16 protein-coding genes and 1 riboswitch are annotated in these 14,105 nt (G+C 32.2%); of the genes, 12 read left to right on the plus strand and 4 right to left on the minus strand.

The window, feature by feature from the left end:
• Positions 1 to 63: 63 nt before the first annotated feature.
• Genes LQ694_RS04790 through LQ694_RS04800 form a run of 3 tightly spaced genes read left to right on the plus strand, consistent with a single transcriptional unit; the run spans position 64 to position 2,911 of the window.
• Complete coding sequence (locus LQ694_RS04790) at positions 64 to 1,365, plus strand: pyrimidine-nucleoside phosphorylase (protein WP_065381673.1); 1,302 nt, start codon at positions 64 to 66, stop codon at positions 1,363 to 1,365.
• An 11-nt stretch (positions 1,366 to 1,376) separates the two neighbouring features.
• Positions 1,377 to 2,561, plus strand: coding sequence for a phosphopentomutase (gene deoB / locus LQ694_RS04795; protein WP_218697235.1), 1,185 nt, complete (start codon positions 1,377 to 1,379; stop codon positions 2,559 to 2,561).
• Complete coding sequence (locus tag LQ694_RS04800) at positions 2,561 to 2,911, plus strand: DoxX family protein (protein ID WP_049320069.1); 351 nt, start codon at positions 2,561 to 2,563, stop codon at positions 2,909 to 2,911. The genes deoB and LQ694_RS04800 overlap by 1 nt, the downstream gene beginning before the upstream one ends.
• A 472-nt stretch (positions 2,912 to 3,383) precedes the next feature.
• On the opposite strand, the gene LQ694_RS04805 is transcribed toward LQ694_RS04800, so the two are convergent.
• Complete coding sequence (locus LQ694_RS04805) at positions 3,384 to 3,851, minus strand: S-ribosylhomocysteine lyase (protein ID WP_048540976.1); 468 nt, start codon at positions 3,849 to 3,851, stop codon at positions 3,384 to 3,386.
• A gap of 137 nt (positions 3,852 to 3,988) precedes the next feature.
• On the opposite strand from LQ694_RS04805, the gene LQ694_RS04810 reads away from it, so the two are divergent.
• From LQ694_RS04810 to LQ694_RS04850, 9 genes are all read left to right on the plus strand, one after another.
• Positions 3,989 to 4,531, plus strand: coding sequence for a GrpB family protein (locus tag LQ694_RS04810; RefSeq protein ID WP_058611930.1), 543 nt, complete (start codon positions 3,989 to 3,991; stop codon positions 4,529 to 4,531).
• A 43-nt stretch (positions 4,532 to 4,574) separates the two neighbouring features.
• Positions 4,575 to 4,674: riboswitch (SAM riboswitch) on the plus strand.
• 59 nt (positions 4,675 to 4,733) lie between these two features.
• Positions 4,734 to 5,921 (plus strand): M20 family metallopeptidase, encoded by a 1,188-nt coding sequence (locus LQ694_RS04815; protein WP_065381726.1) that lies wholly within the window; start codon positions 4,734 to 4,736, stop codon positions 5,919 to 5,921.
• The gene (gene ldmS, locus LQ694_RS04820) at positions 5,918 to 7,111 is read left to right on the plus strand and encodes an L-aspartate--L-methionine ligase LdmS (RefSeq protein ID WP_218697236.1); all 1,194 of its coding nucleotides are present in this window, start codon (positions 5,918 to 5,920) and stop codon (positions 7,109 to 7,111) included. The genes LQ694_RS04815 and ldmS overlap by 4 nt, the downstream gene beginning before the upstream one ends.
• 95 nt (positions 7,112 to 7,206) lie before the next feature.
• Entirely contained in the window at positions 7,207 to 7,869 is a 663-nt protein-coding gene (locus tag LQ694_RS04825; RefSeq protein WP_096792029.1) for a DUF2750 domain-containing protein, read from the plus strand.
• Between the two features lie 173 nt (positions 7,870 to 8,042).
• On the plus strand, positions 8,043 to 8,456 hold the full coding sequence (locus LQ694_RS04830; RefSeq protein ID WP_218697238.1) for a hypothetical protein: 414 nt from the start codon (positions 8,043 to 8,045) through the stop codon (positions 8,454 to 8,456).
• Between the two features lie 39 nt (positions 8,457 to 8,495).
• A complete protein-coding gene (locus tag LQ694_RS04835) occupies positions 8,496 to 9,293 on the plus strand; it encodes a hypothetical protein (RefSeq protein WP_218697239.1) in 798 nt (265 codons plus the stop codon).
• A 639-nt stretch (positions 9,294 to 9,932) separates the two neighbouring features.
• Positions 9,933 to 10,631: a hypothetical protein gene (locus LQ694_RS04840; RefSeq protein WP_218697240.1), complete on the plus strand. Its 699-nt coding sequence runs from the start codon at positions 9,933 to 9,935 to the stop codon at positions 10,629 to 10,631.
• Entirely contained in the window at positions 10,628 to 11,248 is a 621-nt protein-coding gene (locus LQ694_RS04845) for an ATP-binding cassette domain-containing protein (protein WP_218697241.1), read from the plus strand. The genes LQ694_RS04840 and LQ694_RS04845 overlap by 4 nt, the downstream gene beginning before the upstream one ends.
• Positions 11,245 to 11,778 carry a hypothetical protein gene (locus LQ694_RS04850; protein ID WP_218697243.1) on the plus strand — a complete coding sequence of 178 codons (534 nt, stop codon included), beginning with the start codon at positions 11,245 to 11,247 and terminating at the stop codon, positions 11,776 to 11,778. The genes LQ694_RS04845 and LQ694_RS04850 overlap by 4 nt, the downstream gene beginning before the upstream one ends.
• Before the next feature lie 73 nt (positions 11,779 to 11,851).
• Here the strand turns inward: LQ694_RS04850 and LQ694_RS04855 are convergent, their stop codons facing one another.
• The 3 genes from LQ694_RS04855 to coaW are packed head-to-tail and all read right to left on the minus strand — an operon-like array spanning position 11,852 to position 14,079.
• On the minus strand, positions 11,852 to 12,622 hold the full coding sequence (locus LQ694_RS04855; protein ID WP_198054544.1) for a TrmB family transcriptional regulator: 771 nt from the start codon (positions 12,620 to 12,622) through the stop codon (positions 11,852 to 11,854).
• Between the two features lie 11 nt (positions 12,623 to 12,633).
• The gene (locus LQ694_RS04860) at positions 12,634 to 13,263 is read right to left on the minus strand and encodes a pentapeptide repeat-containing protein (RefSeq protein ID WP_058612687.1); all 630 of its coding nucleotides are present in this window, start codon (positions 13,261 to 13,263) and stop codon (positions 12,634 to 12,636) included.
• Between the two features lie 18 nt (positions 13,264 to 13,281).
• Positions 13,282 to 14,079, minus strand: a complete 798-nt coding sequence (gene coaW, locus LQ694_RS04865; protein WP_065381669.1) for a type II pantothenate kinase — start codon at positions 14,077 to 14,079, stop codon at positions 13,282 to 13,284.
• Positions 14,080 to 14,105 lie beyond the last annotated feature (26 nt).

A 14,105-nucleotide genomic window follows, 5' to 3' on the forward strand; every position in this document is an offset into this window, starting at 1 on the left:
TAGTACCTTTAATTTTTCAAATTAAGGTAAGCGTATTCATACAAAAATTGGAGGGTATTAACGATGAGAATGGTTGATGTAATTGCAAAGAAACGTGACGGGAAAGAATTAACGAAAGAAGAAATTGAATTTTTTGTTAAAGGATATACTGCAGGCGATATTCCGGATTACCAAGCGTCTAGTTTAGCAATGGCTATATATTTTCAAGATATGACAGATGAAGAACGTGCAAACTTAACAATGGCTATGGTTGAATCAGGGGATCAAATTGATTTATCTGAAATTGAAGGTATTAAAGTTGATAAGCATTCTACAGGTGGTGTAGGTGATACAACAACACTTGTACTTGCACCTTTAGTAGCAGCATTAGACGTACCAGTCGCAAAAATGAGTGGACGTGGTTTAGGTCATACAGGTGGTACAATTGATAAACTTGAAGCAGTTGAAGGGTTCCATGTTGAAATTAGTGAACAAGAATTTATTGATTTAGTGAATAAAGATAAAGTAGCCGTAATCGGTCAAACTGGTAACTTAACACCTGCAGATAAAAAGCTATACGGCTTACGAGATGTAACAGGTACAGTTAATTCAATTCCATTAATTGCATCTTCAATTATGAGTAAGAAAATTGCAGCAGGTGCTGATGCGATTGTCTTAGATGTTAAGACTGGTGCAGGTGCATTTATGAAGACGATTGAAGATTCTGAGTTACTTGCGCATGCAATGGTTAAAATCGGGAATAATGTAGGTAGAAATACAATGGCGATTATTTCTGATATGAGCCAACCTTTAGGAAGAGCAATTGGTAACGGCTTAGAAGTGAAAGAAGCGATTGAAACATTAAAAGGCGAAGGTCCAGAAGATTTAACTGAACTTGTATTAACTTTAGGTTCTCAAATGGTTGTATTAGCTAAGAAAGCTGAAACTTTAGATGAAGCGAGAGAAAAACTTTTAGAAGTGATTCATAACGGTAAAGCATTAGAAAAATTCAAAGTTTTCCTTGAAAATCAAGGTGGAGACGGTTCTGTGGTAGATGACGTTACGAAATTACCACAAGCTCAATATACTTTTGAAGTTAAAGCTGAAACTTCAGGTTATGTATCACACATCGTTGCAGATGAAATTGGTGTTGCTTCAATGCTTTTAGGTGCAGGTAGAGCAACAAAGGATGATATAATTGACTTGGCAGTTGGTTTAGTATTAAATAAAAAAGTTGGCGATAAAGTTGAAGCGGGTGAATCGTTAGTAACGATTTACGCAAATCAAGAAGATGTTAAAGATGTAGAAGCTAAAATTTTAGAAAACATCACAATTTCTGACGAACAAGTTAAACCAACATTAATTCATAAAGTGATTACAGATTAGGAGTGTGTCAAATGACAAACCGATTTAAACGTATTCATTTAATCGTAATGGATTCAGTAGGTATTGGTGAAGCACCAGACGCTAAAGCATTTGGTGACGAAGGTTCTCATACATTAAAACATACACTTGAAGGTTTTAATGAAACATTACCAAACTTAGAAAAGTTAGGCTTAGGCAATATAGCAGACTTACCAGTAGTTCAAAAAGTATCAAATCCAGAAGCATTCTATACTAAATTAAGTGAAGCTTCAGTTGGTAAAGATACAATGACTGGACATTGGGAAATCATGGGTCTAAATATTGATAAACCTTTTAAAGTCTATCCAGAAGGCTTCCCAGAAGAATTGGTGGAAGAAATTGAATCAATTACTGGTAGAAAAGTTGTTGCAAATAAACCAGCATCAGGTACTGCAATTATCGATGAATATGGCAAGCATCAAATGGAAACTGGAGATTTAATTGTATACACATCTGCAGATCCAGTGCTACAAATTGCAGCACATGAAGATATCATTCCTTTAGAAGAATTATATGATATTTGTGAGAAAGTAAGAGAGCTTACGAAAGATCCTAAATATCTAATAGGAAGAATTATTGCACGTCCATACGTTGGCGAACCAGGTAACTTCACTAGAACATCAAACAGACATGATTATGCATTGAAACCATTTGGTAAAACAGTTATGAATACTTTAAAAGATGCTGATTACGATGTCATTGCAATCGGTAAAATTAATGATATTTACGATGGTGAAGGTGTTACAAAAGCTATAAGAACAAAAGACAACATGGATGGTATGGACCAATTAATCGATGTTGTGAAAAGTGATTTCACTGGAATCAGTTTCTTAAACTTAGTTGACTTCGATGCATTATATGGTCATAGAAGAGATAAAGAAGGTTATGCAAATGCAATTAAAGACTTTGATAACCGATTAGAAGACTTACAAGCAGTATTAAATGAAGATGACTTAGTCATTATTACAGCTGACCACGGTAACGATCCAACTGCTCCAGGAACAGATCATACACGTGAATATGTACCATTATTAATGTATAGTCCAAGTATCAAAGAATATCATGGACTATCAGGTGATGATACATTCAGTTCAATTGGTGCAACAATAGCAGATAACTTTAATGTGACGTTACCTGAATTCGGTAAAAGTTATTTAAATGAGATGGTGATTAAGTAATGAATATAGTTAGACGATTATTTGGAATAGGATTTTCATTTGCAGGTGTGATGCATTTTGTAAGGTCAGAAGGTTTTGAAGCAATCGTTCCAAACTATTTACCATTTAAAAAAGCAATTGTTTGGATAACAGGTGTGATGGAAATCGTATTTGGTGTCATGTTAATCATCAAAAAGCCAAGTAACTTAATGAAAAAATTAATCGAATGGTTCTTACTAGCTGTATTTCCAGCAAATGTTTATATGGCGCAAAAGAACATCCCATTAAACGGTAAACAATTACCAAAATGGGCGTTGTGGGGTAGATTACCACTACAATATGTGATGATTAAACTAGTACGAAAAATGTAATTTTTATATAGAGAGTTTGGGATATCGTATCCCAAACTCTTTTTTTTGTGAGGGTAAGTGTGATGTATGGATTAGTTGAATATAATGTTGGGGAGTTGGGTGCCGTTATTAGCAGTTTTGGCTGAAGGTGCAAATACTGGTGTCGTTATTAGCAAGTTTGGTGAGAAGTGCAAATAAGGAACTCCTTGTTTACAATTCAACCGAGATTTGTAACTAAGGCGGTCCATAGTAACACTTCGACCGAGATTTGTAATTAACGCCCCCATTATAAACAAGTTTGGGCAGAAGTGTTCACAACAGCCCCGTTATAAATAAGTTTGGCGAAAAGTGTTCACAACGCCCCCGTTATAAACAAGTTTGGCGAGAAGTGTTCACAACGCCCCCATTATAAACAAGTTTGCTCAGAAGTGTCCGCAACGCACCGCGATTTCAACATAAAAAAGCCCAGGACATGTATCCTGGACGTTCCTCATTAATCTTCTTTAAAGATATTTTTCCAATTATCGCGTTCTGCTAAAAATTCAGTTGCTAATTGTTGTGCACCTTCTAATGAATGACTTGCTGCCCAACCGCATTGTACTTCGTTACATGCTGGGACTTCTGTTGCTTGTTCTACGTCTTTAAGTGTTGCTTCTAATATAGCAAGTACGTCATCATAATCGTCATGATTGATGAATGAAGCATAAAATCCTGTTTGACATCCCATTGGACTAACATCTACCACTTTATCTGTATGGTTTCTAATGTTCTCAGCCATTAAATGTTCTAAGGAATGTAATGCAGGCATTTCCATATGTTCTTTGTTAGGTTGTTTAAATCGAATATCATATTTATGAATAACATCACCATTTTGTCCTTCTTTGATTCCCGCAAGTCTCACAAATGGTGCGTCTACTATCGTATGATCTAAATTAAAACTTTCTACATTCATTTTTGTCATGAAGATTCCTCCTTTGATTTCGGCATCATTATATCAAGTTAATTTTGAAAAAACAATCAATTCAGATTTCTTTTACTTTCTTTCTATGTTACTTTATAAGATAATATTAATAAATTATTCTGAAATTAGGTGATGAGATGGAGCGATTACGTGTAGTCCCATACGACAGTATATGGCAACACCTTTTTCTTGAAGAGAAAAAATATTTACAGTCGTTATTGAAAGAACATAGTATCAACATTGAACATATAGGATCAACGGCTATTCCTGGATTATCTGCGAAGCCGATTATAGATATATTAATAGTTGTAAAAGATAGTAAATCGATTGATGAATTTACACATGAATTATCAGGTTTAGGATATGAATCTAAAGGAGAACGTGGTGTTATCGGTAATCGATATTTCAAAAAATATGATCAATACGGTGCAGTTTCTCACCATTTACATATTTATGATGAAGGTAGCCCACATATTTTAAGATTATTATCCTTTAGAGATTATTTAAGAACATTCAATGGTGAAAGAGAAAGATATAGTCGACTAAAGCACGACTTAGTGATTGAATTTCCTGATGATAGTGAACAGTACTATAAAGGCAAAGACAGCATGATTAAAGAATTTGAGAAAAAAGCAGAAAAATGGTACTTAAATTCCAATGATATTGCAACAAATCATTGACATATCCGAGTAAGACAGTTAGAATTAAATTCAAATTTCATACGAATTATCAAGAGAGACTGAGGGAAGGGCCCGATGAAGTCCAGCAACCTCCCATAATGGAAAGGTGCCAATTCCTACAGTTTGTTACTGGAAGATAAAAGAACGATTGGCGCACTCCTTACAAAGTAGTGCGCTTTTATATTGGAAAGGTGAATCATTAATGAGTAACTTATCGCAAAATATTATTAATTATATAGAACAAAATAGACATTTATATTTATCAATGAGTCATCAAATTCATGAACGTCCTGAGTTAGGTAATGAAGAAGTATTTGCATCACGTTTATTAAGCGACCAATTAAAGAATCATCATTTTAAGATAGAGAAGAATATTGCGAAACATCCGACAGGTTTCATTGCAACGTATGACTCAGGAAAAGAAGGTCCAACTATTGCATATTTAGCAGAATATGATGCATTACCTGGTCTTGGTCATGCGTGTGGTCATAATATTATTGGAACCTCAAGTGTGTTAGCAGGTATCAGTTTGTCTAAAGTGATTGATCAAATCGGTGGCAAAGTTATTGTGTTAGGTTGTCCTGCTGAAGAAGGAGGTATTAATGGTAGTGCTAAAGCAACTTATGTAAAAGCTGGGATTATCGATAATATTGATATTGCACTAATGGTTCATCCTGGCCATGAGACGTACGTGACAGTGCCTTCATTAGCTGTAGATGTATTTGATGTTAAATTCTATGGACGAAGCGCTCATGCCTCTGAAAATGCTTTTGAAGCGGTTAATGCGTTAGATGCTATGTTATCTTTCTTTAATGGCGTGAGCATGTTAAGACAACAAATTAAAAAGACAGATAAAGTACACGGCGTTATTCTAAATGGAGGTGAAGCAGCGAATATTATTCCTGATTTTACACATGCACGTTTCTACACACGTGCCACTTCACGTAAAGAATTAGATATCCTTACTGATAAAGTGAGGAAAATAGCTGAAGGTGCAGCTATACAAACGGGTGGTACATACGAATTAAGACCAATCCAAAATGGTGTAAATGAATTCGTTATTAATAAGCCTCTAGACGAATTATTTAGAAAGCACGCTGAACAAGTTGGCGAAGAAGTCATTGATGACGATTTTGGTTTTGGTTCTACAGATACGGGGAATGTAAGTCATATCGTACCGACTATACACCCACACATTAAAATTGGACCATCTAATTTAGTCGGCCATACGAAAGAATTTTGCCAAGCTGCTGCAAGTACAAAGGGTGATAAGGCATTAATTAATGGTGCGAAAATATTGGCTTCAATGGGATTAGAACTTATAGAGAATGTATCCCTTAGAAATGAAATCATTGAGCATCATCAAACATTAAGGGAGAACTTGTTATGAAAAAAGAATATAGGAAACCACTCAATTTAACGTTAAGAGATTTATATGAAGAAGATATTGTATATAATGCGAGACCTTCTTATGAAGATAATCCTTGGTTAAAAGCTGAAGAAGCACAATCTAATTTTTTAACAGCAAGAGAAATGATTATTAGTAACATGCCCATGATCGTTCATGAAGCATGTTTAACTGATAATGTTAAAAGAATTTTAAAATTAGTAAATGTGGATATTCCGAGCAATATATATACTTTCAAAGATAGAACGCAATATGAACATTTACTACAACAGCTAACTGCTGAAAATAAAAAAATATTCTTCCAATATATACATGGTCAACATTTATGTAAAGATGAAGAATATGCAGTTTATAAACCTAAATTTATAGATTTAAATAATAAATCGAAAATTGAACAATGGACGGGTGGTAAATATTTACCGAAACGTGAAATTGTGAAAGCAGAAGAATTTGAAGCAGCTATTCAAAACTGGGATTTACCATTGGTCATTAAACCGGGAGACGAATTACCTACAGCAGGTGGGTATGGTGTAATGATTTGTTATAATGAAGCGGATTTAAAGAAAGCAACAAATCGAATTAAAGAAGCATCTGATACAAAATACATTATCATCGAACAATTTATCGAAGAAATTGAGAATTATTGTGTTCAATACGTATATAGTGAAAAGACGGGTATACAATATATAGGTGCTGTAAAACAGCTTACAGATGAATATGGCTTCTACAATGGTAATGTTAATTCGAATCATGTACCACAAAGCGTGATTGAGGCTGGATACGAAATGATGAAAAACGGTGTTGAATATGGTTATAAAGGAGTGTCGGGCTTTGATCTTCTAGTAGATAAAAACCATGACGTATATGCGATTGATTTAAACTTCAGACAAAATGGTTCAACAAGCATGTTATTACTTAAAGATCGCTTGCATGAAGGTTTTCATAAATTTCTAAGTTATCATTCCACAGGAGATAACACGCATTTCATCAATACAATAGAACAATTCATCAAAAATGGCTACCTCTATCCACTTGCATACTATGATGGTGACTATTTCGGAAAAGACAACGTAAAATCAAGATTTGTTGGAATTTGGCATGCAGAAACTGAAGAAAAAGCATTAGAGCAAGAGCAACTTTTTCTAGATATATTAAGTAGTCAAAATAAATAAAAAATTTTTTACAATTTAACTTAATTTATATTGACTTATACCTTATACGTATAATATATTTTATTGGGATTAAATATAAAGAAAAGGGTGGTAGAATGGCTATCCAGGATATGTCTAAATTTAAACAAATATTAACAAAAGAAAAATTTTATGTTGTGCTGAATGACCGTAAAATCTTAAGAGACGGCGATACTGATTTTCGTCTGATTTGGTCAACGAAAGAAAGTGCAGAATCATATTTAAAATCGTATGAAATTACTAAATACGATAAAATTATGGAGTTAGATTTAGATAGATTTGTTACATATGAAATGGATGATATCCTTGATGAAGGCGATCAATTCATTGTGGACAAATCAGCAGAAGATAACGGAATAAAAATAGAAGCAATTCCATTCATAGAAGAAATCATGAGTGAACTAGATGATATCCGAATAGATGAATTTGCAGAAGACATTTGCAACGAAAGCTATGTATACGGGTTAACAGTTAAAGGACAAAAACAATTTATTATCGTATCAGAAGAAGATGCAAGTCTACCAAACATGATGACAGTATGGAGTACACGCAAATTAGCAGAAAAAGTACATCGTGATGACTTTGAAGAATACGATATTATTGAAGTAGAAACAGAAGTCTTTGAAGAATGGTTAGAAGACTTGAAACAAGAAGACATCGCATTAGGAATCAACTTAAAATCAGGCATGATCGGTACAGTAACAGATCCAAAAGCCATTTTAAACGCAATGCCTTGTTAAATAATTGTAATTAAAAAAGACGCTCGCTATAAAGCAAGCGTCTTTTTTTGTCTTTTGAATTAATTGCAATTAATTAATAATATAATATTATTCGATTGTTGTAAAAGCGCTTTCAAGGTATTATAATACTTTTAACATCATGATGGAAAAAATTAGGATAGGAAGTGATTTTTATGAAAAGATTAGTTTTAATCATAACTTGTTTCATTTTATTGCTAACATGCCAATCTGTCGCTAATGCAAAAGGAAACACGACTGATACTTATTGGCATAATGAATTTAGAATGTGGAGTCCATATGATCATACTCCAGCTAGAAGTAAATTAAATACATCAGCTTATTATAATAAGAATTTTGGCTGGGTAGGCGAGAATTCAAGGAGAGTAAGAGGTATGACTATTTGGGCGGCTTTATATGACGGAAGAGATGTATCCAATGGTCATTATTATTGGGCTACTAGAGGATCAGTAACGAAATTATATAATTTAGCCGTTGAAAGATATGCACCAGGCGTTGCTGTTAGAATAGATGCGAAAACATATGCTAATGGGTATCTTGATGGTGTATGGAGTCCCGATAGTTACTAATAAAAACTCAAATAATGATTGTAAAAGAGAGGGTTATCAATGTTAAAATATATGAATTTACGCATAATAAGACTACAATTTGTTATAGCATTTTTAATTTTAACAAGTATTTCTATGTTGCATTTATATGAAGCTTATAGGTCTTACGGTACTTTTGGACTTTTAGAAAACACTCCATATACGCAATCTTTATTATTTGATAGCTTTAGTGGCGTACCATTAATATATTTACTAATAATGCCTTTAGCTGTATCTGTAGGTGTTAGTGACATATATATACAAGATCGTAAACAAAATTTGTTACATTATGCCTATATGTATCAATTAAGGAAGAATGTTGACTTAAAAGTCATTTTATATTCTAGTGTTGTTGCTGCGTTACTTGTAATTACACCTTTGATAATGAATTTTATTGGTGAATTTTTAATACTGCCGAATATATTACCAGAAAGATTTACTAATAAACCATTAGGTTTTTTTACAACTTATACATTAAATGCTTCTCTTTATTATGCTATGCCGATATTATATATTTTATTATATATTCTATTAGTTGGTATGTGGGCTGCCACTATGAATGTATTATCGATAACTCTTTCTTTATATACGAATAAGAGGATATATGCAATTATAGGGTCATTTATCTTTCAAATTATACTAATTATATTGACTAATTTTACTGATGAACCATATATAGCGCCACCGATATACTTTTTGCTAGTAAAAACAGGATTTATGTATATAAATGTTTTGCCGATTTTGTTGACTTTTATTTTATATGTCAGTTTATCAATTTATTTCTATATAAGAGGTATGCGCAAATATGAACTTGATTAAATATAGAGTTGTTTCAATGATTAATATAAAATTTCTAATTTGGAATATATTGTTCTTTGTGTTAATAGTTTTGTATCAGAAGGGGAATGTTGATTATTTCCCTTCTGATGAATTTCAATTTACAAATTTATTGTTGAGTAATTTTACGCTTACTTACGTTGTATTACCTATTTTAATTATCAGCACTATTGTGTTTTATCGAGACGAATATATCCATAATACATTTATTGAATATAGGAAGAAATTAAAAATTGATGTAATACTATATGTAAGCTTTATATCCTTAATAATAAGCTTACTATTGATATTTGGAAGCATGATTGCAATGAATTTTCAAGTTAGATTTAATATGATATTTTTTGTAACAGCTTGTTTGTTGATGGTAGGTAATTTTACGATCTCTTTAGTGTCAATAACATTATATTTTAAGTTTTTAAATCGAGGTATTTCTATAATAATAGCAAATATTTTAATGTATTTAGATTTCATCATAATGCAAGGTGGAAACAGGAATTGGTTGATTATTGATTCAAAGAGATTATTTTCACTTTCTTGGCCGTGGATTATGTATGAATTGGTTCTCATAATATTCCTATATTTAGTTGTAGAGTGGATTATTAGTAAGAAGGAAATAATGCGATGAATATTTTAAAATTTATAGGTGGTATCATTCAAAGTTTATGGAAAATATTCATTATTATAAATGGTATATTTATTTTGTTTTTATTGTTATTTAAGCCATATATAAGAGTTGGTTTATGGGAAATTATTTTTCGAGGTAACAATGACATTGAATTGAGTATGCATTTATATAGAATACCTGGGTTATATATATTGATTATGGTACTTGCTATTATCTTCATTTATCGATTTATACACGTTATTTATCAATATTATATTGTAGAGTGGCAAATGCAATTAAATATTGCTGGAAAATGGATGGTTCTTCTTATAGTCCCGTTTATTTTAAGTATCATTTATATTATAAGTATATGGTTGCTCATTTCTCTTATCGAAGGCGAATTTACTATTAATGCTATACATTTATCATATTTAATAGTGAGTGTTTATTTCTTAATGATTGTATTTATTTGGACTTACATTGCTTATAAATTTTATATAAGCTTTATGATATCGTTATTGTGGATAATTGCCACAACAAGGTTTGATTTGGATATTAATATATTAAATGCATCTTTGTTTTCAAGATTACAAGGTGTATCTTACACAAATTTATTGTGTTGTGTGCTATCTATTGTTGTGGTGAATATGTTGTTGTTTATTGAATTAGGACGTGATCATCACATTAAATTCCAAAGAGGTGATGATGAAGAATGATTAAATTAGTAAATGTTTCAAAAGAACATCAGCGTAATCTATTGCTGAATAATATTAATTTAGAAATCGAACGTGGGAAAGTTTATGGATTTAAAGGGCGTAATGGATCTGGTAAGACGATGCTTTTAAGAGCAATTTTAGGATTAATTAAAGTTGATGGGCAAGTCATTATTAATAATAAACCACTTAAATTTGGAGCAAAATATCCACTTAAAGTTGGTGTATTTATCGAAAAACCAAGTATCATAACTGAATTTACAGCTTTAAAAAATCTTAAGTTAGTTGCTGCATTAAAAGGTATAACAGATATCAATGTAATGACTAAATATTTAGTAGAACTTGGATTAGATTATAAAGATAAAAGAAAAGTTAGAAAATATTCACTAGGCATGAAACAAAAAGTAGGTATCGCTCAAACGCTAATGGGAGAGCCAGAGTTAATTGTATTAGATGAGCCTACCAATGCTTTGGATAGAAAGAGTATTGAGAAACTTGTTCAAATCCTTGAAAGATTAAAACAGCAAGGATGTACAATACTGATTGCTTCGCATCAATTTGAAGACATAGAAAGTGTTGTAGATGAGGTTGTTCATATAGAAGCGGGTGCATTAGAATGAAAAATAAAGTAATTCTATTATCTTCCTTAATTGTATTTGTGGTTCTCGTTATATTAGGATTCAATCAGTATCATAAAGTAAACTCAGAATTTCAAGATTATGAATTTAAGGAAGAGAAAATTAAACTCAATCAACCGCATAATATAACTTTTGGAACGATGCAATTTAGTAATTTGAGTTATAAAGTTAAAGATAAAGAAATATTTCTAAGTGCTGATATCAAAATAGTTAAAAAGAATGACTATCCAGATAAATATTATAATAATATTGATGCAAGTTTATTTTTACGTGTTAATGATGAAATCTTGCAACAGTCTGGTGACTTTAAAACGAAAAAAGGGAAAAGACTTATGCCGGATCGACCATACTTTGATAAGCATAATATTTATGAGGGGCAGGTTACATTTAGATATACACCAATAGATCCTGATGGAGAAAATGATTTAGAACTTGCGTACCTCGACCGTAATGGTCATAAGTTGAAGAAATTATATTTACCGATTCGTGTTGACGGTGGGAAGATTGTTTGATACATTATTAGTAACTACTAAGGTAGTTACTACATCCCAACGTAGTAAAATCATTTATCCCAAATAATAACCCTTAAGAGAAAAAGGTTTTTCTCTTAAGGGTTATTTCGTCTTCTATATCTTCTTCAAATTTACTAATATATTTATTGACTAGGACGTCATGCCAAATGTAGTCTTTCATCATTTTTATTTGTGTGTGGTCATAACTGATATAAGCGCGCATGTTTGTTTCGGCTGTTTGTCCATAAATCATGTGTTCATCGTCGACGATTACGACAAATGGTTTAAGAGCTAATGAACTTTTGACGTAGTTTGTATAACGATGATTAATGAGATCATAGCCGGGTTGGTCGACTTGGAATGTGATTCCTTGAATATGGATATCATCTGAGACATGGTTTGTTAAGATGTCATATAAGTCTGGCCATATTGAAACGGTTATTTGTCTTTTTGCTTGTTTAATAGCAGATGTTACGGCATCGATGATTGTTGATTCATTTGTTAAGACTTCTATTTGAATTGGCGCATTGTCTGTTACGATATTTAATTTATTGATTTCTTGTTCAAGTTGAAGGAGTTCTTCGTTTTGCTTTTTTTCAAATAGTTGAATGGTTTGTTTTGGTGATAGGGCATAGTAGTATTTCTTTTGGTCTTGTAAATTGAAATAAGCGAGTCCTTGTTCATCAAGTTTATTGAGTGCTTCATAAATTTTTGATCGTGGTACGCTTGATATTTCACTTAGTTTATAAGCTGTTATGCCTGGATTTTGAACAAGGGCGATATAAGCCTTTGAGCCATATTCACTTAATCCAAAGCGTTTTAAAATGTCTATCATTTGATTCATATTGTCACCTTCTAGTTTGATGTTACGTTAACCCCGAATAACGGAAGTATATCATATGCTTGATATTCAGAAACTGTTGCACCTTTTAAGTCATTAGGTTGTACAACAAGTTGTTCGATTGTATTGGACGATAAATCAATGTCTTTTAATGTTGTTTCAACAACTTCAAGAGATTCTAATGCACATCTTTCAATTGCGACAGATTTTTGAGTACAGAATGAAAGGTAAGTTTCTGACATTTGATTATCGCTAAATAAAACGTGATCTAAGTTACAATTTTGAAATTGACTCATTTTCAACTGACAATTAGAAAATTGTACATGCTTCAGTTTAATGTCCGTAAAGTTAGCACCGATCATACGACAATCTTTGAAGTGTACTCTATTAAGAGAGGCTTCGCTGAATATACAGTTTGAAAGGTCGCATCCTTTAAATATAATATCTAATCCGTGAATTTTAGTGAAATCAACAGATTCAAATGTACATTGATTGAAATACATTGTATCGATTTGACTCGTTTCTTCATCTAATTGAATTAATGCTTTATCAAAGTACAAGTCATACGAAGATTGATAGAGTGTTACGTCTTTTTCTTCTTCATATTCAAATTCATTGTGTAGTTTAGGTTCTATAATTTTCATATTAATGCTCCTTAATGTTTAACAATATATTGAACCGAGTGCCCCTGAAAATTCACCGTTTTCAATGAAGTATGGTTTTAGACCTCTTAAAATCGTGTAATCAACGACGATATTTTTGAGTAGTTCATTTTTAACAAATGAAGATCCAATAAACACAACGTTTTCTGTATTGTACTGTTTTGCGGCATGAATGGATACAGTTGTGACTGTTTCTCCCACGATACCCATTACAGCGGCTAAGCGATCAGCATTGGGAAATGCATCATTCAAATGTTGTAATACATGTCCAAAGTTAGCGGCAGTTAATTCTCCAGAAATAGGGGTGTTATCACCTTTATAAATATGTTTAACTTTTAAATCTATTTTATCTCGATTTCCATTTAAAGCAGTTTGAACAAGCTCGTCATAATCACTAATTTGAGTCAGTAAATAACTTAAACCTTGTATCATACCGCCACCAGCTCCGGTACCACCTGCACGTTCTTGATGATCAGTAGTAGCGTAATGAATAGACGTACCTGTACCGACATTTGAGAATATATATGTTTCAAGGTCTATATTGTTTTCTTTTAAAAATATTTGAATTCCTTTATAAGTCGCATCAAATTCAATACTACGTTTTGCTTGATGTTTAATGCATGAGTCTAAGTATTGTGCTTTACCACCTGTAATCGATACTTCAATATCATCTAATTGATTTAACCAATCTGCAACTTGATCAATGTCAGTTGCTAACCATTTTTGATACGTTCTTTCATTATTTAATTCGGTCACGACTTTAATTAAAGTACCACCGGCATCAATACCAATTTTCACACGAACACCTCATCTAGAAAAGTAAA

The organism is Mammaliicoccus sp. P-M58 (assembly GCF_022386165.1).
Taxonomy (GTDB): domain Bacteria; phylum Bacillota; class Bacilli; order Staphylococcales; family Staphylococcaceae; genus Mammaliicoccus; species Mammaliicoccus sciuri.